Origin of the sequence: Streptomyces sp. NPDC057963 (assembly GCF_042887155.1) — a bacterium.
Classification (GTDB): Bacteria; Actinomycetota; Actinomycetes; order Streptomycetales; family Streptomycetaceae; genus Streptomyces.
On the sequence record NZ_JBHVPX010000020.1, the window covers coordinates 60,227 to 84,025 of the forward strand.

At 70.0% G+C, this 23,799-nt stretch carries 19 protein-coding genes and 4 tRNA genes; 9 read left to right on the plus strand and 14 right to left on the minus strand.

Annotation, left to right across the window (positions count from 1 at the left end):
• Positions 1 to 998: 998 nt before the first annotated feature.
• Positions 999 to 1,349 (minus strand): metallopeptidase family protein, encoded by a 351-nt coding sequence (locus ACFVT1_RS32820; protein ID WP_362201145.1) that lies wholly within the window; start codon positions 1,347 to 1,349, stop codon positions 999 to 1,001.
• A gap of 215 nt (positions 1,350 to 1,564) precedes the next feature.
• On the opposite strand from ACFVT1_RS32820, the gene ACFVT1_RS32825 reads away from it, so the two are divergent.
• From ACFVT1_RS32825 to ACFVT1_RS32835, 3 genes are all read left to right on the plus strand, one after another.
• Positions 1,565 to 1,637, plus strand: a tRNA-Glu gene (locus ACFVT1_RS32825).
• Between the two features lie 38 nt (positions 1,638 to 1,675).
• A tRNA-Asp gene (locus tag ACFVT1_RS32830) sits at positions 1,676 to 1,750 on the plus strand.
• Between the two features lie 22 nt (positions 1,751 to 1,772).
• Positions 1,773 to 1,849, plus strand: a tRNA-Phe gene (locus tag ACFVT1_RS32835).
• 38 nt (positions 1,850 to 1,887) lie between these two features.
• Here ACFVT1_RS32835 and ACFVT1_RS32840 read toward each other — a convergent pair.
• From ACFVT1_RS32840 to ACFVT1_RS32850, 3 genes are all read right to left on the minus strand, one after another.
• The gene (locus ACFVT1_RS32840) at positions 1,888 to 2,736 is read right to left on the minus strand and encodes a cytochrome c biogenesis CcdA family protein (protein ID WP_389802122.1); all 849 of its coding nucleotides are present in this window, start codon (positions 2,734 to 2,736) and stop codon (positions 1,888 to 1,890) included.
• Positions 2,733 to 3,545 (minus strand): DsbA family protein, encoded by an 813-nt coding sequence (locus tag ACFVT1_RS32845; protein ID WP_389802125.1) that lies wholly within the window; start codon positions 3,543 to 3,545, stop codon positions 2,733 to 2,735. Before ACFVT1_RS32845 ends, ACFVT1_RS32840 begins: the two co-directional genes overlap by 4 nt.
• Positions 3,546 to 3,611: 66 nt before the next feature.
• A complete protein-coding gene (locus ACFVT1_RS32850) occupies positions 3,612 to 4,049 on the minus strand; it encodes a hypothetical protein (protein WP_389802128.1) in 438 nt (145 codons plus the stop codon).
• 156 nt (positions 4,050 to 4,205) lie between these two features.
• Here ACFVT1_RS32850 and hrpA point away from each other — a divergent pair, with 156 nt between their 5' ends.
• The 3 genes from hrpA to ACFVT1_RS32865 all read left to right on the plus strand — a co-directional run bounded on the left by hrpA (position 4,206) and on the right by ACFVT1_RS32865 (position 8,768).
• Positions 4,206 to 8,153, plus strand: coding sequence for an ATP-dependent RNA helicase HrpA (gene hrpA, locus ACFVT1_RS32855; RefSeq protein WP_389802130.1), 3,948 nt, complete (start codon positions 4,206 to 4,208; stop codon positions 8,151 to 8,153).
• Positions 8,154 to 8,311: 158 nt separating this feature from the next.
• Positions 8,312 to 8,386: transfer RNA gene (locus ACFVT1_RS32860), tRNA-Asp, on the plus strand.
• A gap of 136 nt (positions 8,387 to 8,522) precedes the next feature.
• Complete coding sequence (locus ACFVT1_RS32865; RefSeq protein ID WP_389802132.1) at positions 8,523 to 8,768, plus strand: DUF6274 family protein; 246 nt, start codon at positions 8,523 to 8,525, stop codon at positions 8,766 to 8,768.
• Between the two features lie 569 nt (positions 8,769 to 9,337).
• Here the strand turns inward: ACFVT1_RS32865 and bldC are convergent.
• Both bldC and ACFVT1_RS32875 read right to left on the minus strand, forming a co-directional pair.
• Positions 9,338 to 9,544, minus strand: a complete 207-nt coding sequence (gene bldC / locus ACFVT1_RS32870) for a developmental transcriptional regulator BldC (RefSeq protein WP_003949541.1) — start codon at positions 9,542 to 9,544, stop codon at positions 9,338 to 9,340.
• A 523-nt stretch (positions 9,545 to 10,067) separates the two neighbouring features.
• Positions 10,068 to 10,913: a hypothetical protein gene (locus ACFVT1_RS32875; protein ID WP_389802135.1), complete on the minus strand. Its 846-nt coding sequence runs from the start codon at positions 10,911 to 10,913 to the stop codon at positions 10,068 to 10,070.
• Between the two features lie 176 nt (positions 10,914 to 11,089).
• Here ACFVT1_RS32875 and ACFVT1_RS32880 point away from each other — a divergent pair, with 176 nt between their 5' ends.
• Both ACFVT1_RS32880 and ACFVT1_RS32885 read left to right on the plus strand, forming a co-directional pair.
• Positions 11,090 to 12,187: a Leu/Phe/Val dehydrogenase gene (locus tag ACFVT1_RS32880; RefSeq protein ID WP_389802137.1), complete on the plus strand. Its 1,098-nt coding sequence runs from the start codon at positions 11,090 to 11,092 to the stop codon at positions 12,185 to 12,187.
• 318 nt (positions 12,188 to 12,505) lie between these two features.
• The gene (locus ACFVT1_RS32885; RefSeq protein ID WP_266747478.1) at positions 12,506 to 12,763 is read left to right on the plus strand and encodes a DUF3073 domain-containing protein; all 258 of its coding nucleotides are present in this window, start codon (positions 12,506 to 12,508) and stop codon (positions 12,761 to 12,763) included.
• Positions 12,764 to 13,035: 272 nt separating this feature from the next.
• Here ACFVT1_RS32885 and purM read toward each other — a convergent pair whose 3' ends face one another.
• From purM to ACFVT1_RS32900, 3 genes are all read right to left on the minus strand, one after another.
• Positions 13,036 to 14,109 carry a phosphoribosylformylglycinamidine cyclo-ligase gene (gene purM, locus ACFVT1_RS32890; protein WP_362201169.1) on the minus strand — a complete coding sequence of 358 codons (1,074 nt, stop codon included), beginning with the start codon at positions 14,107 to 14,109 and terminating at the stop codon, positions 13,036 to 13,038.
• Between the two features lie 60 nt (positions 14,110 to 14,169).
• Positions 14,170 to 15,696: an amidophosphoribosyltransferase gene (gene purF / locus ACFVT1_RS32895; protein WP_389802140.1), complete on the minus strand. Its 1,527-nt coding sequence runs from the start codon at positions 15,694 to 15,696 to the stop codon at positions 14,170 to 14,172.
• 758 nt (positions 15,697 to 16,454) lie between these two features.
• Positions 16,455 to 17,045 carry a TetR/AcrR family transcriptional regulator gene (locus ACFVT1_RS32900; RefSeq protein ID WP_389802142.1) on the minus strand — a complete coding sequence of 197 codons (591 nt, stop codon included), beginning with the start codon at positions 17,043 to 17,045 and terminating at the stop codon, positions 16,455 to 16,457.
• Positions 17,046 to 17,323: 278 nt separating this feature from the next.
• On the opposite strand from ACFVT1_RS32900, the gene ACFVT1_RS32905 reads away from it, so the two are divergent.
• Entirely contained in the window at positions 17,324 to 18,265 is a 942-nt protein-coding gene (locus ACFVT1_RS32905; RefSeq protein WP_389802144.1) for an alpha/beta hydrolase family protein, read from the plus strand.
• A 242-nt stretch (positions 18,266 to 18,507) separates the two neighbouring features.
• Here ACFVT1_RS32905 and ACFVT1_RS32910 read toward each other — a convergent pair whose 3' ends face one another.
• The 5 genes from ACFVT1_RS32910 to purS all read right to left on the minus strand — a co-directional run bounded on the left by ACFVT1_RS32910 (position 18,508) and on the right by purS (position 23,622).
• Positions 18,508 to 19,308 carry a sterol carrier family protein gene (locus ACFVT1_RS32910; protein WP_389802146.1) on the minus strand — a complete coding sequence of 267 codons (801 nt, stop codon included), beginning with the start codon at positions 19,306 to 19,308 and terminating at the stop codon, positions 18,508 to 18,510.
• A gap of 163 nt (positions 19,309 to 19,471) precedes the next feature.
• Positions 19,472 to 20,110 carry a TetR/AcrR family transcriptional regulator gene (locus ACFVT1_RS32915; protein WP_389802149.1) on the minus strand — a complete coding sequence of 213 codons (639 nt, stop codon included), beginning with the start codon at positions 20,108 to 20,110 and terminating at the stop codon, positions 19,472 to 19,474.
• Between the two features lie 328 nt (positions 20,111 to 20,438).
• Entirely contained in the window at positions 20,439 to 22,688 is a 2,250-nt protein-coding gene (gene purL / locus ACFVT1_RS32920) for a phosphoribosylformylglycinamidine synthase subunit PurL (protein WP_389802151.1), read from the minus strand.
• Positions 22,685 to 23,365, minus strand: coding sequence for a phosphoribosylformylglycinamidine synthase subunit PurQ (gene purQ / locus ACFVT1_RS32925; protein ID WP_389802154.1), 681 nt, complete (start codon positions 23,363 to 23,365; stop codon positions 22,685 to 22,687). The genes purL and purQ overlap by 4 nt, the downstream gene beginning before the upstream one ends.
• Positions 23,362 to 23,622: a phosphoribosylformylglycinamidine synthase subunit PurS gene (purS, locus tag ACFVT1_RS32930; protein WP_037695153.1), complete on the minus strand. Its 261-nt coding sequence runs from the start codon at positions 23,620 to 23,622 to the stop codon at positions 23,362 to 23,364. Before purS ends, purQ begins: the two co-directional genes overlap by 4 nt.
• Positions 23,623 to 23,799: the final 177 nt, after the last annotated feature.

Genomic DNA, 23,799 nt, shown 5'->3' on the forward strand with positions numbered 1-23,799 from the left:
CGCGCCCGTAACTCCGTGATTCGCAATTTCGACCGCCTCAATGCGGTCCAGCCACGGCAAGGGAGAGTACGCGCCACACGGCGCGCTTCTGTTTCGGCGCCGGGCAATGGGATCAAACGATCTACTACCATACGCACTCCCCCCCACATCGCGCAAACCGCTCCCCCGCGACCCCCTGCTACACCGGTCCCACCTGCGGCGATACGTCCGGCGTCCGTAGCAGCGACGGCCCCATCGGCGCGCTCATCACGTCGTGGCGGAGCCGAGCCGCCGACGACGCGGACGGCTGCGGCGACGGTGCCGAAGGCTCCGGAGCCGGCTCCGGGGAGGCGGGCTGCTCGGGGGTGGCCGGTTCGGACGGCGCCGGGGACTCGGGCTGCCGCGGCCCCCCGGGATCCGGCTGCGGGACCGAGGGCGCAGGCAGCCCGCCACCCCGCGGCCCCGAACCCCTCGGCTCACCCGAATCACCCCGATCACCCGGCTTCGCGTCGGTATGTGCCCCACCGGGGACACCGGAGGGATTCCGGGAGCCGTTCGGCTCCGGGGATTCGGCGGCCTCCCGCTCGGAGTGCGCCTCGGCACGGACATCACCGGTGCGGGCGCTGCCCGTCCCCGACACGGTGCCGCCGTCCGGCCCGGCCCCGTTTCCCTTCGGCTCGGACGACGGCGAGGGCGCCGGTTTCCCTCCGCCGTCGCCGACGCTCATACAGCCTGTGGACGCGGCGACCGTCACTGCGACGACGGCCGCCCATCGGACGGGGGCGGAGAACTGGCGCACGGGAGGCACCTCCGGGGAACGAGGAAGGGGCGGTACGGGATGCGGGAGCAGGCAGACGGAGACGGGGGCACCGTGCTCAACTCCCGTCGCCCCGCCGGGGACACGCCCCGGCCCCGGCCCGCACGCCTCCCGCACACCTCCTGCGCACCGCCCGCACCGCGCCCGCCCGTCCCCGCGCACCGCCCGCGACGCACCCGTACGGCACCCGCACGCCCATCCGTCATCCGTAGCCGAGCGCGTGAAGCCTCTCGTCGTCGATACCGAAGTGGTGGGCGATCTCATGGACGACCGTGATCTCGGTCTCCGCTACGACGGCCTCGCGCGACGCGCACATCCGGAGCGTCGGCCCGCGGTAGATGGTGATCCGGTCCGGCAGCACCCCCGCGTACCACTCGCCGCGATCGGTCAGCGGCGTGCCCTCGTACAGCCCGAGCAGCTCCGGATCGCCCGGGTCCGGTTCGTCCTCGACGAATACCGCGACGTTGTCCATCAGCCGCGTCAGTTCCGGCGGGATCCGGTCCAGCGCCTCGGCGACCAGTTCTTCGAACTCTTCGCGCGTCATCTCCAGCACCCGGCCATTGTCCCGTACGCCCGCGCGGTGCGCCCCGGGCCGCACCGCGCGACCGGCCGCCCCGCGCCTCCTCCACCCCCCTCCCCCGCCCCCTTCCTCGCACCCCCTCACGCCCCTCCCGCGACCTCGCCGTAAACCGTTTTGGCGATACCTGCCGCCATCCCATATGCTTCTCACGTCCCCGACGCGCTGGAAAGCGCGCAGGTGGGCCCTTAGCCCTCATCGTCTAGTGGCCCAGGACGCCGCCCTTTCAAGGCGGTAGCACGGGTTCGAATCCCGTTGGGGGCACGCTTTAACATGTGCGAGACTTGTCTCGCACATTGCTTGGTCCTGTGGAGCAGTTTGGAGTGCTCGCCACCCTGTCAAGGTGGAGGCCGCGGGTTCAAATCCCGTCAGGACCGCTGCAGCCCTTGTGAGCTGCGTGGCTGGGTAGCTCAGTTGGTACGAGCGATCGCCTGAAAAGCGATAGGTCGCCGGTTCGATCCCGGCCCCAGCCACCACCCGAAGGCCCCGTCCACCGGACGGGGCCTTCGTCGTGTCAGGCCTCTTCCCGGTCCGCCGAGTTCGCCACCCGGCCGCGCCACGCCCGCACCGCCAGCACCAGCAGCACCACCGCAACCACGGCCACCAGTGCCATGGCGTCCGGCACATGCTCGCCGATGCGCTGGGCCCACCGCTCGACGGCGAACGAGTCGTCCACGTCCAGCAGCCCGGGCAGCGCGGTCGTCCCGTCGTACGCGAGAAACAGCGCGCCGAGTCCGATGAAGAAGAGTCCCGACAGCAGCGTCGTGGTGTGCAGCTCGAAGCGGCCGAGCCGGAAGGTGCGCCCGCGCAGCCACGCCCGGCGGCCCAGGTCGAAGCGCTCCCAGAGCAGGGCGAGCAGAAAGAGCGGGACGGCCATGCCCAGGGCGTAGACGGCGAGCAGCAGCCCGCCGTAGACGGGGCTGCCGCTGACCGCCGCCACGGTGAGGACGCTGCCGAGGATCGGTCCCGCGCAGAAACCGGCCAGTCCGTATACAGCGCCCAGCGCGTAGACGGACACGGCGGTGGTCGGGCGGATCCGGCCACTGAGGGCGGCGATCCGGCGCGAGGCGAAGCCCAGGCCGACGATCTGCGCGACACCGAGCACGATGATCAGCCACCCGGCGCCGAGGACGAGCGCGTCGCGGTGGCTGTAGAAGAGCCGTCCGGCGTACGAGCCCGCGGCGCCGAGCGGGACCAGGGTGGTGGCCAGGCCGGCATAGAAGATGCCGGTGCGGGCCAGGAGCCGTGAGGCGGAGTCGATGGAGTACGCGAAGAAGGCGGGCAGCAGCAGTGCGCTGCATGGGCTGACCAGGGCGAGCAGTCCGCCGAGGAAGGCCGCGAAGTAACCGATGTCGGGCGTCATTTCGCGCCGTCCTCGGCGCCCCGGGCACGGCCGTCGCCCTTGGCGTCCTCGGTGGTGCGGGCCTTCTCGGCCGCCTCCTCGATGGCCCGGGTGAAGGTCTCCACCGGCTGGGCTCCGGCGATCGGACGGCCGTTGATCAGGAACGACGGGGTGGAGGTCGCCCCGATCCCGTACCCCTGCTCCTGGTCCTTGCCCACCGCGGCGGAGGCTGCGGAGCTGTCCGTGTCGCGTGCGAACCGGTCGAGGTCCGCGACGCCCGCCTGCTGGGCGAGCGCCTTCAGCCGGTCCTTGCCGAACCCCTTCTCCTTGGCCCCCTCGGCATAGGCGGCACGGTGGAACTGCCAGAAGCGGCCCTGCTGTCCGGCGGCCCAGGCGGCGCGGGCGGCGGCCTCGGACTCGGCCCCGAAGATCGGGAAGTTGCGCCACTCGATGCGCAGGGTCCCGTCGTCGACGTACTTCTTCACCAGGGCGGGTTCGGTGTCGCGGGCGAACTTTCCGCAGTAGCCGCACTTGAAGTCGGCGTACTCGATGAGGACGACGGGCGCGTCCACCCGGCCCTGCGCGAGCTTGTCACCGGCGTCGCGGCGCGCGAGCTTGGCCAGCTCCGGGTAGACGCCGGTCTCCGGATCGGTGGTGGCGTCGGCGGCCGAGGAGGACGAAGGGGACGAGCCGGAGTGGTCGGGGGCGGTGGCCCGGTAGGAGACGAAGCCGAGCAGGGCCGCGGCGAGGACGACTCCGGCGCCGTAGATCAGCGGCTTCTTGGACGACGCCGTACGCGACGTCTTGGACGTGGGCTGGGACGTGGGCATGCGGGACTCCGTGCTGGCGATGCGAGAGGGAGGGAAGAGGAACGGCCGAAGAAGAGGAGCGGCCGTCTACACCCTCAGTACGGAGAGCTCGACCGGAGTGGGCGCGGCGGACGCGGGGCCGCGCAGCCTTATCCGTACGGGCGGGTGGACCGGTCCCTGTCCGGTGGCGGCGGGCAGGCCCCACTCGGCGAGGCCGGGCGCCTGGTCGTGCGCCGCACGGGCCCGGCCCGGCAGGGCGGGCTCGCCGCGCCCCTGCTTCCTGCCCTTGCCGCATCCCGGAACCCCGTGCCGGTCCACGGCCGACGCGACGGCCGGGGCGGGACCGTCCGGAAGGGCCGCCCGTGCGGGGCCGGCCCCGGCAGCCGCGGCGGTCACCCGCCCGCCGTCACCGGTCCCGGCCGGTGCACCCGCACCCGCGACCGCTGTCGCCGGTCCGCAGAACAGCCCCAGTACGACCGCGAGCACCGCCATCAGGCAGCACCACTGCGTACGGGACACGGACACGGCGACCGGCCTTTCCGGACAGGGGCAACGGTTGGTCAGCTGCCCGAAATGGTACGTGCTGTGATCCCGCGCCTCCGCGCAGTACCGGTCCGGTGACCAGGACCGCACGAAATGCGTTCGCCGTTCGTCGGGCCCGGGTGAGATCCTGGGACCCGTATGTCTACTTCCTTCGCTGATCTCCAGTACCGGCTCGGACAGCTCTCGCTCCGCGATGCGCACCGGCTCGGCCGCCGTCTCGAAGGGGCGCGCCGGATCCGCAAGCCCGAGGCCCGCCAGTCCGTGCTGGACGAGATCGCCACCGAGGCCGCAAAGGCAGCCGAGCGGCTCGCGCTGCGCGCCGGGCGGATGCCCGCCGTGTCGTACCCGGAACAGCTCCCGGTCAGTCAGAAGAAGGACGAGATCCTGGAGGCGATACGCGACCACCAGGTCGTGATCGTCGCCGGGGAGACCGGCTCGGGCAAGACCACGCAGATCCCGAAGATCTGCATGGAGCTGGGACGCGGTGTCCGGGGCATGATCGGGCACACCCAGCCGCGCCGGATCGCGGCCCGTACGGTCGCCGAGCGCGTCGCCGACGAGCTGAAGACCCCGCTGGGCGAGGCGGTCGGCTGGAAGGTCCGCTTCACCGACCAGGTGAACCCCGACGCGACGTTCGTCAAGCTGATGACGGACGGCATCCTGCTCGCCGAGATCCAGACGGACCGCGAGCTGCGCGCGTACGACACGATCATCATCGACGAGGCCCACGAGCGGTCGCTGAACATCGACTTCCTGCTCGGCTATCTGGCCAGGCTGCTGCCCAAGCGGCCGGACCTGAAGGTCGTCATCACATCGGCGACCATCGACCCCGAGCGGTTCGCCCGCCACTTCGGCAAGGCGCCGATCGTCGAGGTCAGCGGGCGTACGTACCCGGTCGAGGTGCGCTACCGCCCGCTCCTCGAAGAGGAGGGCGACGACTCCGACCGCGACCAGATCACCGCGATCTGCGACGCCGTCGACGAGCTCCAGTCGGAGGGGCCGGGCGATGTCCTGGTCTTCCTCTCCGGCGAGCGCGAGATCCGCGACACCGCGGACGCGCTGAACAAGAAGAACCTCCGCCACACCGAGGTCCTCCCCCTCTACGCCCGCCTCTCGCACGCCGAACAGCACCGCGTCTTCCAGCGCCACACGGGACGCCGGATCGTGCTGGCGACCAACGTCGCCGAAACCTCGCTGACCGTTCCCGGCATCAAGTACGTGATCGACCCGGGCAACGCCCGGATCTCCCGTTACAGCCACCGCACCAAGGTCCAGCGGCTGCCGATCGAGCGGATCTCACAGGCCAGCGCCAACCAGCGCAAGGGCCGCTGCGGCCGTACGTCGGACGGCATCTGCATCCGGCTGTACTCCGAGGACGACTTCCTGACCCGCCCGGAGTTCACCGACCCCGAGATCCTGCGCACGAACCTCGCCTCCGTCATCCTCCAGATGACCGCGGCCGGCCTCGGCGACATCGAGAAGTTCCCGTTCATCGACCCGCCGGACCACCGCAACATCCGCGACGGCATCCAGCTCCTCCAGGAGCTCGGCGCGCTGGACCTGGAGGAGAAGTCCCCCCAGGAGGGAAAGAAGGGGCAGCGGCTCACCCAGCTCGGCCGGAAGCTCTCACAGCTGCCCGTCGATCCGCGCCTGGCCCGCATGGTCATCGAGGCCGAGCGCAACGGCTGCGTCCGCGAGGTCATGGTCATCGCGGCCGCGCTCTCCATCCAGGACCCGCGCGAGCGGCCCTCCGAGAAGCAGACGCAGGCCGATCAGCACCACGCCCGCTTCAAGGACGAGACGTCCGACTTCCTGGCGTTCCTGAATCTGTGGCGGTACATCCGTGAGCAGCAGAAGGAGCGCGGCTCGTCCAGCTTCCGCCGGATGTGCAAGCAGGAGTACCTGAACTTCCTGCGCATCCGCGAATGGCAGGACATCTACGCGCAGCTGCGCTCCGTCGCCAAGCAGATGGGCATGCAGCTGGACGAGGCCTCGGTGGACCTGGCCGCTCCGGAGCAGTCGGTGCACACCTCGCTGCTGGCGGGGCTGCTGTCGCACATCGGCCTGAAGGACACCGAGAAGAACGAGTACCTGGGTGCCCGCAGCGCCAAGTTCGCGATCTTCCCCGGATCGGCGCTCTTCAAGAAGCAGCCGCGGTTCGTGATGTCGGCCGAGCTGGTCGAGACCTCCCGGCTGTGGGCGCGGGTCAACGCCAAGGTCGAGCCGGAGTGGATCGAACCGCTGGCCCAGCATCTGCTGAAGCGCACCTACAGCGAGCCGCACTGGGAGAAGGACCAGGCGGCGGTGATGGCGTACGAGCGAGTCACGCTGTACGGGGTACCGATCGTCGCCCAGCGCAAGATCAATTTCGGCCGTATCGACGCCGAGACCTCCCGGGACCTGTTCATCCGCAACGCCCTCGTCGAGGGCGACTGGCGGACGCACCACCAGTTCTTCCACGACAACCGCAAGCTCCTCGGCGAGGTCGAGGAACTGGAGCACCGCGCCCGGCGCCGCGACATCCTCGTGGACGACGAGACGCTCTTCGACTTCTACGACCGGCGCATCCCCGAGCACGTGGTCTCCGGGGCGCACTTCGACTCCTGGTGGAAGCACAAGCGCCGCGACGAGCCGGACGCGCTCGACTTCGAGCGCTCGATGCTCATCAACGAGAAGGCCGGGGCCGTCACCAAGGACGACTACCCGGACTCCTGGCGGCAGGGGAAGCTCAAGTTCCGTGTCACGTACCAGTTCGAGCCCGGCGCGGACGCCGACGGGGTGACCGTCCACATCCCGCTCCAGGTGCTCAACCAGGTGACCGCCGAGGGCTTCGACTGGCAGATCCCGGGCCTGCGCGAGGAAGTGGTCACCGAGCTGATCCGCTCGCTGCCCAAGCCGGTCCGCCGGCACTACGTCCCCGCGCCGAACTACGCGGACAAGTTCCTGGACCGGGCCGTTCCGCTGCAGGAGCCGCTGCCGGTCACTCTCGCCCGTGAGCTCCAGCTCATGGTCGGTGTCCCGGTCACGGCCGACGACTTCGACCTGACCCGCGTCCCGGACCACCTGAAGATCACTTTCCGGATCGTCGACGAGCGGCGCCGCAAGGTGGCCGAGGACAAGGACCTGGAGGCGCTCAAGCTCCAGCTGCGCCCCAAGGCCCGTCAGGCCCTCTCCCAGGCCGCCGCGGCCACCGCCGGGCCCTCGGGCGAGTCCATCGAGCGTTCGGGCCTCACGGACTGGACCATCGGCACGCTGAACCGCGTCTTCGAGACCCGGCGGGCCGGCCAGCCGGTCAAGGCGTACCCGGCGCTGGTCGACCAGGGCGGGACCGTGGCCGTCCGGCTCTTCGACACCGAGGCCGAGCAGCAGCAGGCGATGTGGCTCGGCACCCGGAAGCTGATCATGCTGAACGTGCCGGTGAACCCGGCGAAGTTCGCCTCGGACAAGCTGACGAACCAGCAGAAGCTGGCCCTGTCCGGCAATCCGCACGGCTCCATCCAGGCGCTCTTCGAGGACTGCGCGACGGCGGCCGCCGACCGGCTGATCGGCGCGCACGGCGGCCCGGCCTGGGACGAGGAGTCGTTCCGGAAGCTGTACGACAAGGTGCGCGCCGACCTCGTCGCCCTGACCGAGCACACGGTCAAGCAGGTCCAGCAGGTGCTGGCCGCCTGGCAGGCCTGCGAGCGGCGCCTCAAGGCCACCAGCAGCCTGGTCCTGGTCGACAACGTCACCGATGTACGGGACCAGCTCGCGGCCCTCGTGCCGCCGGGCTTCATCACCGCGACCGGGCTGCGCAGGCTGCCCGACCTGATGCGCTACCTGGTCGCCGTGGACCGCCGGCTCCAGCAGATGCCCACGGCCGTCCAGCGCGACACCACGCGGATGGAGAAGGTCCACGAAATGCAGGACGAGTACGCCTGGCTGCTCGAACAGATGCCGCAGGGCAGGCCCGTGCCGCAGGAGGTCCTGGACATCCGCTGGATGATCGAGGAACTCCGGGTCAGCTACTTCGCCCACGCCCTGGGGACGGCGTACCCCGTCTCGGACAAGCGGATCGTGAAGGCGATCGACGCGGCGGCCCCGTGAGACGCCACGGGCCGTAGCTGTACGGGCCGTGCCGGAGGGGCGCGGCCCGGAGGCCCGGACCGTAACGGAGTCACCACCTTGGGTGAGTTCGACCGGACCCTCTGACCTGCTGTACAGTCTGTCTTCGCAGCCAGCCGCAAGGCAAGCAGCGAAAACCTGGTCCTGTGGAGCAGTTTGGAGTGCTCGCCACCCTGTCAAGGTGGAGGCCGCGGGTTCAAATCCCGTCAGGACCGCAGTAACGAAAGCCCGGATCCTTCTGGATCCGGGCTTTCGCGCGTCTTGACTCCGGCAAGTGCCGACGAGTACTCAGACAGCAGGGCTGCCCCTGTTCCTCCGCTCGGGGCGGCGGTCCACCGGGAGGTGGCGCATATGACGGCGTCGGCCGGACACGAGACCCGCGCGCTCCTGCGCGCCCATTTGGCGGCCGCTTCCGGCTTCCGCCACCTCACTCGCCACTGCGCGGTCTGCCATCGGCTCCTGCGGCTCGCCATGGAGCCCCTGACGGCCTCCCGGGCCCCTTCCCCGCCCGATCCGTCGCCCGGCCCGCCGGGGCCGTACGTGCGGCGCAGAGACGGCGCCCCGGAGGCCCGGGACGAAAGTCCCTCGACCGGGTGACCAATGGCGGGGCGGCCCGCTTCCCGAAGGTGGCAGGCTCGTTCTTGGCAAGGCTCGTGCAGTGTGACGGGAGTCACCCTAAGAGTTTTGCGCAGGGGTGACCTTACGCCCTTCCTACACCCGGTGAATTTAATATGTGCAATTGCACCACTCGGACGGGGTCACCGCGGAACCTTCCGAACCGTCACGGCCCGGCCTCCCCGGGGCGGTTGGGAACAGTCCCGCACAGACCCGCGCAAGCCCGCACGGCGCCCCGCCCGGACCCAACCGGACGCCCGGTTTCCAACGGCACCGGAGCCGCCCGCCCAGGCGCGGCAGCCGAGGCCGCAGGACGACGGCGAAGGTCCCGGAACGGCCACGAAGACCCCACCGCGGCGGCGGGGTCCCGGGACCGCGAGAGCACAAAAAAGATCGCGCTGGACCCGGCGGAGTCCAGCGCGATCGAATGACGTACCCATGGCACAGGTATGGCGCCCGTTGGGGCGGGCGCCCGTCATGTGGAGCTATGGGTGGGCCTGTACGGGTTGGGGGACCCGAACGCCCGGTTGTGGCGCGGCGACAGGGGTGTGTCAGGCCTCGCTGCGCTGCTGCGGAATACCCGCAAGCAGTGCGCGGACCTCTGCCTCGCGGTATCGGCGATGTCCACCGAGCGTGCGGATGGACGTGAGCTTGCCTGCCTTGGCCCAGCGGGTCACCGTCTTCGGGTCCACACGGAACATCGTGGCAACCTCAGCCGGGGTCAGCAGCGGCTCGGCATCAGGGGTGCGAGCGGTCATGAGCGGCCTCCTCGGGAGAACCGAACCATCTCGGTTCTTTCCTCTAAATTCTGCACCTTGACCCGCGTTGCCCGAAATGGCGGACGCGGGCCGAGTCGGTTATAGGACGAACGGCTTGTCCTCGGCACTACAACTACACCATCCGTCCAGCCACGTCGGCCAAACCGATGGAATTGCCCTCCCAGGTGTTCATCAGCGACGGAAGCCGATGGACCATGCCATAGCGGACAGTCACACCGCTGTGACGATCAGTCACAGAGCGATCAGGAGTCATCAGACCCCCCATAGCGTGCAATGCTGAGCGATCCGCCCTTAGTTGGACGGATGGAGCCCTCCCCGGACTCCTTGTCCTATTTTGGCACGAGGAGTAGGGAAGGACGCAAGGGCCCAGTTAGTGCTATCCGTCACGCTTGAGGCAAAGGCCCGGTTCGGGACGTAGGTCCCACGCCCCTTGCGGTACGCTTCCGCCTCTTCATCCCCACGCGCCCCACCGGACAAAGGTTCAGACGCGGATGAGACCCCGTCAGTTCGCGAACTGGCGATCTCTTACCGCCCGCCAGCGCTCCGCCAGCCGCCCGTACGCCTCGCTCGCCCCTTCGGTGTCACCGGCCCGCAGCGCCGCGACGCCCTCGGCCACATCGGCCGCCGACCGGTCCCCGGCGAGCTGCTTCGCCGGGAGCGCGTGCACCAGACCGCCGTAGTCCAGTTCGACCAGTGCGCGCGGGTGGAACTCCTCCAGCCAGCGCCCCACCTCCACGAGGCCCTCGGTCAGCGGGCCCTCGTCCACGGTCTCGCGCAGCGTCCTCAGCGTCCGGGCCAGCCGGCGCCGGGCCTGGACCATCGGCGTCCGGTAGCGCAGCACGGGCGGTTCACCGTCCTCGCCCGCCTCCGCGTACTCCCGCTCCTCGTCGCAGAAGAGCACGAACCAGCGCACCGGAACCTGCCAGACGGAGGTCAGGATCCAGGGCCTGGCGTCCGGATTGCGCTCCGCCCACCGCTCGTGGTCCGCGACCGCCTGCCCGCGCACCACCGGCGGCAGCACCGCGTCGAGCACCGGCCCCGGGAACATCTCCATCAGCTCGTCCAGCGCCAGCCAGCCGCGCAGCCTGGTCCGCCACGGGCAGACGCACACCACGCCGTCCACCTCGGCGACGAACGCGTCCCCGCTCTCGTGCACCGGCACGCCGAGCGGCGGTGTGGCCACCAAGTCGGCCAGCGAGCGGCGCAGTTCGTCCTGGGCCGTAGGGATGTGCGAACGCCCGGCGTAGCCGGACCAGTGGGCGCGCTCCGGCTCCGGGAAGGCGGCCAGCGGCTCGTACACCCGGAGGTAGGACGCGTAGGGGACGAGCACCGAAGACACCACCGACATGCAGCAAATCGTGTCATGCCCGTACTCCGCCGGGGGGTGATCCTCCGCACTGGAACAGATCTACGTCCGCGTAGGACTTACGCTCTTGCCCAGTCGGACCGGCCGTGCCGGCCGGTCCACGGCCCTCCCCACCTTCAGGAGGGTCTTCCGCCGCTTCGTACTTGGGAGTCACCACAGTGACCGATGTGACCGACGGCGTCCTGCACACCCTGTTCCACTCGGATCAGGGGGGCCACGAACAAGTCGTGCTCTGCCAGGACCGTGCCAGCGGCCTCAAGGCCGTCATCGCCATCCACTCCACCGCTCTGGGCCCGGCCCTCGGCGGCACCCGCTTCTATCCGTACGCCTCCGAGGAGGAGGCCGTCGCGGACGCGCTGAACCTGTCGCGCGGTATGTCCTACAAGAACGCCATGGCCGGTCTCGACCACGGCGGCGGCAAGGCCGTCATCATCGGCGACTCCGCGCAGTTCGAGGGCGCCCGAAGGACGGAACTGCTGCTGGCCTACGGCCGGTTCGTGGCCTCGCTCGGCGGCCGTTACGTGACGGCCTGCGACGTCGGCACCTATGTCGCCGACATGGACGTCGTCGCCGGCGAGTGCCGCTGGACCACCGGCCGCTCCCCCGAGAACGGCGGCGCCGGCGACTCCTCGGTCCTCACCGCGTTCGGTGTCTTCCAGGGCATGCGGGCCTCCGCCCAGCACCTCTGGGGCGACCCGACGCTGCGTGGCCGAAAAGTGGGGGTCGCCGGAGTCGGCAAGGTCGGCCACCACCTGGTCGAGCATCTGCTCTCGGACGGTGCGCAGGTCGTGATCACCGATGTGCGGGACGAGTCCGTCCGCCGGATCACCGGGAAGCACCCCGAGGTCGCCGTCGCCGCGGACACCGACGCGCTGATCCGTACCGAGGGCCTCGACATCTACGCCCCGTGCGCGCTCGGCGGCGCGCTGAACGACGACTCCGTTGCGGCGCTCACCGCCAAGGTGGTGTGCGGCGCGGCCAACAACCAGCTCGCGCACGCCGGGGTCGAGAAGGACCTCGCCGACCGGTCGATCCTGTACGCACCCGACTACGTGGTGAACGCGGGCGGCGTCATCCAGGTCGCCGACGAGCTGCACGGCTTCGACTTCGACCGGTGCAAGGCCAAGGCGTCGAAGATCTTCGACACCACGCTGGCCATATTCGCACGTGCGAAGGAAGACGGCGTCCCGCCGGCCGCCGCGGCCGACCGCATCGCCGAGCAGCGCATGGCCGAAGCGCGCCGTCCCGCTTCGTAGCCGAGGGTCACGGGGGTGCCACGCGGCATCCCCCACCCGTGCGTGGCCATGCGACCCGCCGACCGGCGAGACAAGACTCACGCCGGTCGGCGGGTCGCATGCCAAGAAGAGGTTAAAATCGCAGTTGACCAGCGAGGACGGGGCTCCTCGCCGGTCCTCTTCCGGGGTGCGTGATGCGGGCGGCGTACCGTATGGCCGCGGAAGCAGGTACCGTTAAAGCCCTACGGGCACGGTCTCTCTACCGAGAGTCCGTCCTGAAACATGAACGCGTGTCAAGACTCTGGGGCCGTCGAGCCCCGTCACCGAGGGGGTCGAGCCATGGGGCGCGGCCGGGCAAAGGCCAAGCAGACCAAGGTCGCCCGCCAGCTGAAGTACAGCAGCGGCGGGACTGACCTGTCGCGTCTGGCCAATGAGCTGGGCGCATCGCCTTCGAGTCAACCACCGAACGCAGAGCCGTTCGAGGACGACGACGAGGAAGATGACCCGTACGCACAGTACGCGGATCTGTACAACGACGACGAGGACGAGGACGAGGACGACAAGTCCGGTCCGTCGTCCAAGCGCCGCGGCGCTTGACCTCGCGCTGACACATCAACCCGGTCCGGGCCTGTCCCGGACCGGGTTCTGTGCTACCCCGATCCGGATCTCCGCCCTGCGGACGGACGTCGCTGTCCTGTTCCGGACCCCACTGCCTCGGACCCGGCTGTCCTGAACCACCGGCCGAAGGCGGCGTCCGTCGCACGCCGGGCGACGAAACCCTGCCTGTCCGGCGTTCGAGGACAGCGATCGAGGGACATCGGGAACATCGCGGACGAGCGGCCACCGGGCGTCCCCGGTGGCCCTCGCGTCTATCGCGCGTACCCGCCCACCAGTTCAGCGCCCGAGGTGTGCGACCCGCGCTCCGTGATCTCGCCCGCGACCCAGGAGTCGACCCCGCGGTCGGCCAGCGTCGTCAGGGCCGCGTCCACGGACTCGGCCGGGACGATCGCGATCATGCCGACGCCCATGTTCAGCGTCTTCTCCAGCTCCAGCTGCTCGACCTGGCCGGCCTTGCCGACGAGGTCGAAGACCGCGCCGGGCGTCCAGGTGGAACGGTCGACCCGGGCGTGCAGCCCGTCCGGGATGACCCGGGCCAGGTTGTTGGCCAGGCCGCCGCCGGTGACGTGGCTGAAGCCGTGCACCTCGGTCGTACGGGTGAGGGCCAGGCAGTCCAGCGAGTAGATCCGGGTGGGTTCCAGGAGCTCTTCGCCGAGCGTCCGGCCGAACTCCTCGACCTCGCGGTCCAGCGCCCAGCCGGCCCGGTCGAAGACCACGTGCCGGACGAGCGAGTACCCGTTGGAGTGAAGACCGGACGACGCCATGGCGATCACCGCGTCACCCTTGCGGATACGTTCCGGGCCGAGCAGGCGGTCGGCCTCGACCACGCCCGTGCCGGCGCCCGCGACATCGAAGTCGTCCGGACCGAGGAGGCCCGGGTGCTCGGCGGTCTCGCCGCCGACCAGGGCGCAGCCCGCGAGGACACAGCCTTCGGCGATGCCCTTCACGATGGCCGCGACACGCTCGGGATGCACCTTGCCGACGCAGATGTAGTCGGTCATGAAGAGCGGTTCGGCGCCGCAGACGACCAGGTCGTCGACGACCATGCCGACGAGGTCGTGGCCGATGGTGTCGTACACGCCCATCTTCCGGGCGAGGTCGACCTTCGTGCCGACGCCGTCGGTGGCGGAGGCGAGCAGCGGACGCTCGTAGCGCTTGAGGGCCGAGGCGTCGAAGAGTCCGGCGAAACCGCCCAGGCCGCCGAGGCCCGCGACCTCGGGGCGCTGCGTCTTCTTCACCCACTCCTTCATCAGCTCGACGGCACGGTCGCCGGCCTCGATGTCGACGCCCGCTGCCGCGTAGGAAGCACCTGTTGTCTCAGACATTGCCTGGGATCTTTCGTGTGGAAATACGGGGCTGGTGGCCAGAGGTGTACGGCTGGACCGTCACGGCCGACGCAGTGCGTCGGACGCGGCGGTCGCCGCGGGGCCTGCCGCCAGCTCGGTCTCCAGCAGTTGCTTGCCGAGCAGCTCCGGGTCCGGCAGCTCCATCGGGTACTCACCGTCGAAGCAGGCGCGGCAGAGGTTCGGCTTGGCGATCGTCGTCGCCTCGACCATCGCGTCGAGGGAGATGTACGCGAGCGAGTCGGCACCCATCGACGTGGCGATCTCGTCGACCGACATGCCGTTGGCGATCAGCTCGGCGCGGGTCGCGAAGTCGATGCCGAAGAAGCAGGGCCACTTCACCGGCGGCGACGAGATCCGGATGTGGATCTCGGCGGCCCCGGCCTCGCGGAGCATCCGGACCAGTGCCCGCTGGGTGTTGCCGCGGACGATCGAGTCGTCGACGACCACCAGGCGCTTGCCCTTGATGACTTCCTTGAGCGGGTTCAGCTTGAGGCGGATGCCCAGCTGGCGAATGGTCTGCGACGGCTGGATGAAGGTCCGGCCGACGTAGGCGTTCTTGACCAGACCGGCACCGAACGGAATACCGCTGGCTTCCGCGTAACCGATGGCGGCGGGGGTGCCGGACTCCGGTGTCGCTATGACGAGGTCGGCCTCGACGGGGGCCTCGGCGGCCAGCTTGCGGCCCATCTCCACCCGCGAGAGGTAGACGTTGCGCCCGGCGATGTCGGTGTCGGGGCGGGCCAGGTAGACGTACTCGAAGACACAGCCCTTGGGCTTCGCTTCCGCGAAGCGCGAGGTGCGCAGGCCGTTCTCGTCGATGGCGACGAGCTCGCCCGGCTCGATCTCGCGGACGAAGCTGGCACCGCAGATGTCGAGGGCGGCGGACTCGGAGGCCACCACCCAGCCGCGCTCCAGACGGCCGAGAACCAGCGGGCGGATGCCCTGCGGGTCACGGGCGGCGTACAGGGTGTGCTCGTCCATGAAGACGAGGGAGAAGGCTCCCCTCACCTCGGGGAGCACCTTCGACGCGGCCTCCTCGATGGTGAGCGGCTTGCCGTTGTCGTCGGTCTGGCCGGCGAGCAGTGCGGTCACCAGGTCGGTGTCGTTCGTCGCGGCGACCTGGGTGGCGCGGCCGTCCTTGCGGGGAAGGTCGGCGACCATCTCGGCGAGCTGGGCCGTATTGACCAGGTTGCCGTTGTGTCCCAGGGCGATCGAGCCGTGCGCAGTCGCACGGAACGTCGGCTGCGCGTTCTCCCACACCGAGGCACCGGTGGTGGAGTAACGGGCATGACCGACCGCGATATGGCCCTGGAGAGATCCCAGAGACGTTTCGTCGAAGACCTGCGAGACCAGTCCCATGTCCTTGAAGACCAGGATCTGGGACCCGTTGCTCACAGCGATGCCCGCGGACTCCTGTCCACGGTGCTGCAGGGCATACAGTCCGAAATAGGTGAGCTTGGCGACCTCTTCACCCGGAGCCCAGACACCGAAGACGCCGCAAGCGTCCTGGGGGCCTTTCTCTCCGGGGAGCAGGTCGTGGTTGAGTCGTCCATCACCACGGGGCACGCCACCGAGTGTAGGCGAGATCGACCACTGGTCCGAATTCGGGATACCCGGCCCGAGCACCGGGGAAGCGCTCCCAGGGGTGGTTCGGCGGCCCCCTCGATTGATCACTGGGAGTGATCATGACCGGGATGCCTGCGGGGTGCGGGGTGCGGGACGGAACGGCCGCAGGGCGGCGGACGCCCGGACCAGCGGCCGGTTACCGGCTAGTTCCGGCCACTCGGTGGGCAGCGGCGGCCGGGGCGGACCGTGGCGCTCGGTGAAGCGATCGGCACTCCGGCACGGCGTCCGGCCGAACGCCTGTTTCGTGGTGAGCCTCACACCGGAGAGCCCGGTATGCGGCCTCTCGGGGGGTGCGGCGGAGCGGCGCGGCGGGGTGCGCGGTCGGCAGGGGCGGGCACGCGCGGGAGCTCGGCGAGCCGGGGCACCTTGGTGAAGCGGCCGGTGCGGCAGGTGCCCGCGACCGCGCCGGAGCGCGAGCAGCAGGGCGAGCCGGGGCCGGCTGTGCAGCACGGGCAGGGGTGCCGCTCGACGTCGTCGGCGTCGCCCGGGGATGCCTCGCGAGGGACCGTCATGCCCACGGATGCCGTCCCGAACGATTCCCAGAAGTGCCCCGACCTCTCCTTCGGGTGAGAACGAGTTCTGCGAACCGATCCCGTACTTCACGATCTCCGCGCGGCTCTTCCTGATCTCGCTCCGGTTGATCCCGCTCCGGGAAAGGGGCGTTCGCGCGAGGGCTCTGCCATGGGCGGGCGCCGCGGTCAGTGCGGTTGACGGAGTCCTGCGACAAGGAGTGCGGCCAGTCGGCGTGCGTCGTAGCGGGGGTCGCTGTCGGCGCCGACGCAGAGGTTTCCGATGCCGCGCATGAGTGGGTAGGCGTCGAGGTCGGAGCGGATCTCGCCGGAGGCGGCGGCAGCGTCGAGGAGTTGGGTGCACACCGGCAGGAGGCGGTCGAGGAAGTAGGTGTGCAGCGTCTCGAAGCCGGCGCTGTCCCCCTGCATCGCGGCGGCCAGGCCGTGCTTGGTGACCAGGAAGCCGACGAAGAGGTCGACCCACCGCCCCAGGGCGGCATGGGGTGTCGGGCTGGTCGACAGCAGGGCCGGGCCTGCCTCGGCGCAGGCGTCGACCTGGTGGCGGTAGACGGCGATGACGAGGTCCGCCCGGGTGGGGAAGTGGCGGTAGATCGTGCCCACTCCCACCCCGGCCTTGGCCGCGATGTCACGCACCGGCGCTTCCACGCCCGAGGTGACGAAGACCTCCGCGGCCGCGTCCAGCAGGGTCTGCTGGTTGCGTCGGGCGTCCTTGCGCTTGGACCTGGCCGAACTTCCCGCGCCCTGACCGTTGTCGTCCACCGTGACTTCCTCCCTTGCAAAGCGGAACAGTGTTCCGTATCGTAAGCGGAACAAGGTTCCGTTTCACTCATGATGGCAGACCAAGGGGCGGCCGACCACACCGCTGCCGCGGCCCCGCTCCGGCCTCGGACGGAGGAGCACGCGACCGTCGGCACCTGGCGTCGACGCGGCTGCACACGAGAAACGCTCCTCGCTCCCCGTCCGGCCCGGCCCGCGGCGCCACCGGCCGCCGGCCCCACCACGCCAAGACGGCGAAGAACCGAACGGAAGGCACTTCCATGTCCGACTCGAACACCACGAACGCGCAGAAGACCGCGGGTGCGCCCGCTCTGGTGGTATCCGCGAAGCCGGTGGTCCTGCCCGCCCCGGACCGCGGCGAGGACCTCCAGGTCCGCGTGTCCGCCCCCGCGACCGGCACCGATCTGCCCGTCGTCGTCTTCTCTCACGGCTTCGGCTGGTCGATGAACGGCTACGCCCCGCTGGCGGACTTCTGGGCCGCCCACGGCTTCGTGGTCCTGCAGCCCACCCACCTCGACTCCAGGACGCTCGGCCTCCCCGCCGAGGATCCCCGTACGCCGCGGATCTGGCGCTTCCGCATCGAGGACCTCACGCGCGTGCTGGACGGACTCGACATTCTGGAAGCCTCCGTGCCGGGCCTCGCCGGGCGCCTCGACCGCGACCGCATCGCCGTGGCCGGCCACTCCTGGGGAGCCCAGACGGCGAGCACGCTGCTGGGCGCGCGCGTCCTCGACTCCGACGCCGTACCCGGCGAGGACATGTCCGACCCCCGCGTCAAGGCGGGTGTGCTGCTCGCCCTGACCGGCCTGGGCGACGACCTGACCCCGTTCGCCGCCGAGAACCTCCCCTTCATGAGGCCGTCCTTCGCCACCATGACCCCACCGGCTCTCATCGTCGCCGGGGACAACGACCAGTCCCACCTGTCCACGCGCGGACCGGACTGGTTCACCGACCCCTACACCTACAGCCCGGGAAGCAAGAGCCTCCTCACGCTGTTCGGGGCCGAGCACTCGCTCGGCGGAATCCCCGGATACGAGGTCGCCGAGACGACGGACGGGAGTCCCGCCCGCGTCGCCCTGGTCCAGCGCCTCACCACGGCCTTCCTGCGCAGCGCCCTCCGCCCCGAGGACACCGGCTGGGAGGCAGCGGCCACCGCACTGGCGGAAGACCCCGACCCGCTGGGGAAACTGCAGAGCAAGTAGGCGACCCTCACCAGGACCCGTCGCGTGCGGTCGAAGCCACCGCCGCCATCGAATGAACGGGTGTTCCTACGTGTGGCCGACGCCGTACGGACACCAGCCCCACGGGTTGAGTGCGGAGAGGGTGCCGCGCACGGAGCCGCCCGTGCCGAGGCTCAGGCGCGGCTTCCCCGCCGTGCCGGCGGGCTCGTCCGGTTCCCCGGGCTCGTCCGTCCGCCCGGCCGTCCGTCCGCAGGCCGGCCGGCTCAGCCCATCAGGGGCAGCAGCGCGGCGAGATCGGCCCGTTCGCCGCTGGCACCGACCTTCGCCGCGTCGAGGGCCGACGCCCACTCCGTACGCCCGGTCGCGAGCCGGATCCAGGTGAGCGGATCGGTCTCGACGACGTTGGGCGGCGTACCGCGCGTGTGCTTGGGGCCCTGGACGCACTGGACGACGGCGAACGGCGGGACGCGCACCTCGACCGAGCCGCCCGGCGCCTTCTCCGCGAGGGCGTCGGCGAGCAGCCGGGTGCAGGCGGCGAGGGCCTGCCGGTCGTACGGGATGTCGAGGCCGGCCGCCTGGTTCAGATCGTCGGTGTGCACGACGAGTTCGACGGTACGGGTGACCAGGAAGTCGGCCAGCCGCATCGTGCCGATCCGGGTCGGCAGCAGCCGGTTCCCGGGGTCTTCGGGCACCAGTTCCGCGAAACGCCCGGCGACCTCCGCGTACAGCGCGTCCAGATCCGGCCGGTCCGCGGCCTGCGCACTGGTGTCCTCGGCGATGCGCTCGGCCCGGCCCGCGGTCGCGAAGGGCCATCGAAGGAGCGTCAGCTCCGGCTTCGGCGCGACGGGTTCGGGCAGCTCCAGGTTCCGGGTGACGTGCAAGAGCGCCATCGCCAGATGGACGGCCAGTTCGCGCACGGTCCACTCACCGAGCCGGGTCGGCAGCGCGAGCTGTTCGGGTGTCAGTACACGGACGGCTTCCCGGACCTGGTCGAACTGTGCCAGGACCGCGGCGCGGGTCCTGACCGGGTCGTAGCGTCGGGCTCGTTTCTGGGACGGCGGCATGGTCCAGGAGCCTAGTGGGGCGGCGGCAGGTTCCAGGGGTCCGGAGTGTCCGGCGGCCCTCGGCCGCCCCGCAGAGGACCAGCCCGGGGACCGGTGCCAGGAATCAGCTGAGGATCGGCGCCAGGAACCAGCTGAGGATCAGGTCCAGCAACCAGCCCGGAGATCAGCGCCGGGTGGCGAAGTCGCCCAGACCCTTGTCCAGCAGGTCGAAGCCGCGCCCGGCGAGTGCGGCGGCCTCCGGCGCGACCGCGTCCGCCGGTTCCCCCGCGAGCAGCCGCAACTGGTTCGCGCAGATGAGGGAGTTACGGGTGGCGATCAGCTGGGCGGCCGCGATCCGGACGATGGACGGCTCCTCCCCCTCCTCGACCAGGACTTCGGCGAGCAGGTCGAAGGAGCGCATGGAGAACGCGTGGGCCCGGATGAGCAGCGCCGGGGTCTCCTGGATCAGCCGGCGCAGCCCCAGTGCCACCGGCGCGTCGCTCATCCCGACAGAGGGGTCACGGGCCTCGATGGCTGCCAGGAACTGGCGCCGCACGGCGTCCGTCGCGGACTCTCCGGGGGCTCTGTCCCGTACCACCCGCGCGACATCACCGATGTGCTCCTCCATGGGAGCGAGGACCAGGTCCTCCTTGCCGGCGAAGTAGTTGAAGACGGTCATCTTCGACACCTCGGCCGCCTCGGCGATCTCGGCGACCGAGACCTTGTCGAAGCCGCGCTCGGCGAAGAGTTCGGTGGCCGCGGCCAGCAGACGGTGTCGCGTCTGGAGCTTCTTGCGCTCGCGCAGGCTCATCCCCTCAATCATGGCTTCACTGTACCAGGATGAACATTGAGCCTGGATCAAATGTTGACTCAATACATCTTCCTGGGCAGATGTCCTGACCGCCGTCGGCCGGGAATTCCCGCCCTTTCGGCGGAACGCCGCGACGGGAAGGAATTCGACGGACTGCCCGCCTCCGCACCACGATCACCCCGCACCTCTTCGCCCCGGAATACATCGCTGTTCGCCCTTCGCCCCGAAATACGCGGGCGGCACGGCGGAATCCCCCGGACACCGGATACGCCGGACCGGACGGAAAGAGGACGGCCCCGCCCATGAACCGGGCGGGGCCGTCCTCCACAGCGGCAGTCCGTCAGGCGAACAGGCCCGGAATCGTCTCCTCGTGCGCCGTGCGCAGCTCGCTCAGCGGAATGCTGAACTCGCCCTGGATCTCGATCTCCTCGCCGTCCACGACACCGATGCGGGCGACGGGCAGACCCCGCGCCCCGCACATGTCGTTGAAGCGGAGCTCCTCGCTGCGCGGAACGGAGACGACCGCGCGCCCCGCCGACTCGGAGAAGAGGAAGGTGAACGCGTCCAGACCGTCCGGCACGACCAGCCGGGCACCCTTCCCGCCGCGCAGGCAGGACTCGGTGACCGCCTGGATCAGACCGCCGTCGGAGAGGTCGTGCGCCGCGTCGATCATGCCGTCGCGGGAGGCCGAGATCAGGATCTCGCCGAGCAGCTTCTCGCGGCCCAGGTCGACCGTGGGCGGCATGCCGCCCAGGTGGCCGTGGACGACCTCGGACCAGGCCGAGCCGCCGAACTCCTCGCGCGTGTCGCCCAGCAGGTAGAGGAGCTGGCCCTCTTCCGCGAAGGCGACCGGCGTACGCCGGGTGACGTCGTCGATCACACCGAGCACGGCCACGACCGGCGTCGGGTGGATCGCCGTCTCACCGGTCTGGTTGTACAGCGACACATTGCCGCCGGTGACCGGGGTGCCCAGCTCCAGGCAGCCGTCCGCGAGACCACGGGTGGCCTCGGCGAACTGCCACATGACGTCCGGGTCCTCGGGCGAACCGAAGTTCAGGCAGTCCGAGATCGCGAGCGGCTTGGCGCCGGAGGCGGCGACATTGCGGTACGACTCCGCCAGCGCGAGCTGCGCACCGGTGTACGGGTCGAGCTTGGCGTACCGGCCGTTGCCGTCGGTCGCCATGGCCACGCCCAGGTTCGACTTCTCGTCGATCCGGACCATGCCAGCGTCCTCGGGCATCGCGAGCACGGTGTTGCCCTGCACGAACCGGTCGTACTGGTCCGTGATCCAGGACTTCGACGCCTGGTTCGGCGAGGCGACCAGCTTGAGGACCTGCTCGCGCAGCTCCGCGCCGTTCGCCGGGCGGGCCAGCTTGCCCGCGTCGTCGGCCTGCAGCGCGTCCTGCCAGGACGGGCGGGCGAACGGACGGTGGTACGTCGGCCCCTCGTGGGCGACCGACCGCGGCGGTACGTCCACGATCTGCTCGCCGTGCCAGAAGATCTCCAGCTGGGAGCCCTCGGTCACCTCACCGATGACGGTGGCGATGACGTCCCACTTCTCGCAGATCTCCAGGAAGCGCTCGACGTGCTGCGGCTCGACGATCGCGCACATGCGCTCCTGCGACTCGCTCATGAGGATTTCCTCGGGCGAGAGGGAGGAGTCGCGCAGCGGCACGGTGTCCAGCTCGACGCGCATGCCGCCGGAACCCGCGGAGGCCAGCTCGGACGTGGCGCAGGAGAGCCCGGCGCCGCCGAGGTCCTGGATGCCCGCGACGAGCTTCTCCTTGAAGATCTCCAGGGTGCACTCGATGAGGAGCTTCTCCTGGAACGGGTCGCCGACCTGGACGGCGGGGCGCTTGGCCGGACCGGTCGACTCGAAGGTCTCCGAGGCCAGCACCGAGACGCCGCCGATGCCGTCGCCACCGGTGCGGGCGCCGTACAGGATCACCTTGTTGCCGGGGCCCGAGGCCTGGGCCAGGTGGATGTCCTCGTGCTTCATCACGCCGATGCAGCCGGCGTTGACCAGCGGGTTGCCCTGGTAGCAGGTGTCGAAGACGACCTCGCCGCCGATGTTCGGCAGGCCCAGGCAGTTGCCGTAGCCGCCGATGCCCGCGACGACGCCCGGCAGGACGCGCTTGGTGTCGGGGTGGTCGGCCGCACCGAAGCGCAGCGGGTCCACGACCGCGACCGGGCGTGCCCCCATGGCGAGGATGTCGCGGACGATGCCGCCGACGCCGGTCGCCGCGCCCTGGTAGGGCTCGATGTACGAGGGGTGGTTGTGCGACTCGACCTTGAAGGTGACCGCGTAGCCCTGACCGACGTCGACCACACCGGCGTTCTCGCCGATGCCGACGAGCATCGCGTCGTTGGCGGGAACCTTCTCGCCGAACTGCTTGAGGTGGACCTTGCTGCTCTTGTACGAGCAGTGCTCGGACCACATCACGGAGTACATGGCGAGCTCGGCGCCGGTGGGACGGCGGCCCAGGATCTCGCGGATCCGGGCGTACTCGTCCTCCTTGAGGCCGAGCTCCTTCCAGGGCTGCGCGGTGTCCGGGGTTTCGGCCGCGTGCTTGACCGTGTCCAGGCTCATGCGTTGACCAGCTTCTTGATGATCGAGGTGAAGAAACCGAGACCGTCGGTACGACCGGTGCCGATCAGCGGCTCCACGGCGTGCTCCGGGTGCGGCATCAGACCGACGACATTGCCCGCGGCGTTGGTGATGCCGGCGATGTCGCGCAGCGAGCCGTTGGGGTTCACGTCCAGGTAGCGGAAGGCGACCCGGCCCTCCCCCTCCAGCTCGTCGAGCACGCGCTCGTCGGCGACGTAGCGCCCGTCCATGTTCTTGAGCGGTACGGAGATCTCCTGGCCCGCGGAGTAGTCCGAGGTCCAGGCGGTCTCCGCGTTCTCGACGCGCAGCTTCTGGTCGCGGCAGATGAAGTGCAGGTGATTGTTCCGCAGCATCGCGCCGGGCAGCAGATGCGCCTCGGTCAGGACCTGGAAGCCGTTGCAGATACCGAGGACCGGCATCCCCGCCTTCGCCTGCTCGATGACGGTCTCCATGACCGGCGAGAAGCGGGAGATGGCTCCGGCCCGCAGGTAGTCGCCGTAGGAGAAGCCACCCGCCAGGACGACCGCGTCGACCTGGTGCAGGTCCTTGTCGCGGTGCCACAGCGACACGGGCTCGGCGCCCGCGACCCGTACGGCCCGCAGGCTGTCCTTGTCGTCGAGCGTGCCGGGAAAGGTGACGACTCCGATACGAGCAGTCACTTCGACTCCTCGGCCTTCTCCACCTTCACGGTGAAGTCCTCGATGACGGTGTTGGCGAGGAAAGTCTCGGCCATCTCGTGAATGCGACCGAGGGCGGCGTCGTCGACCGGCCCCTCGACCTCCAGCTCGAAACGCTTTCCCTGACGTACGTCCGCGATTCCCTCGAAGCCGAGACGGGGCAGTGCACGCTGCACCGCCTGTCCCTGCGGGTCGAGGATCTCGGGCTTGAGCATGACGTCGACTACGACGCGTGCCACTGGCACTCCCGGTGGTGGTGTGGTGCGGCTGTTTCTCCGGGGGGTTCCCCAGACCCCCGCAGGTCCCCTCAGCCTACCTGGCCAGAAATTCTACGCGAGTAGATACGGAGAACCGTGGATCACACCCAGATATCGACCGCGACAACACATGAGAAAAGTCCTGCAAAAAAAATCCCC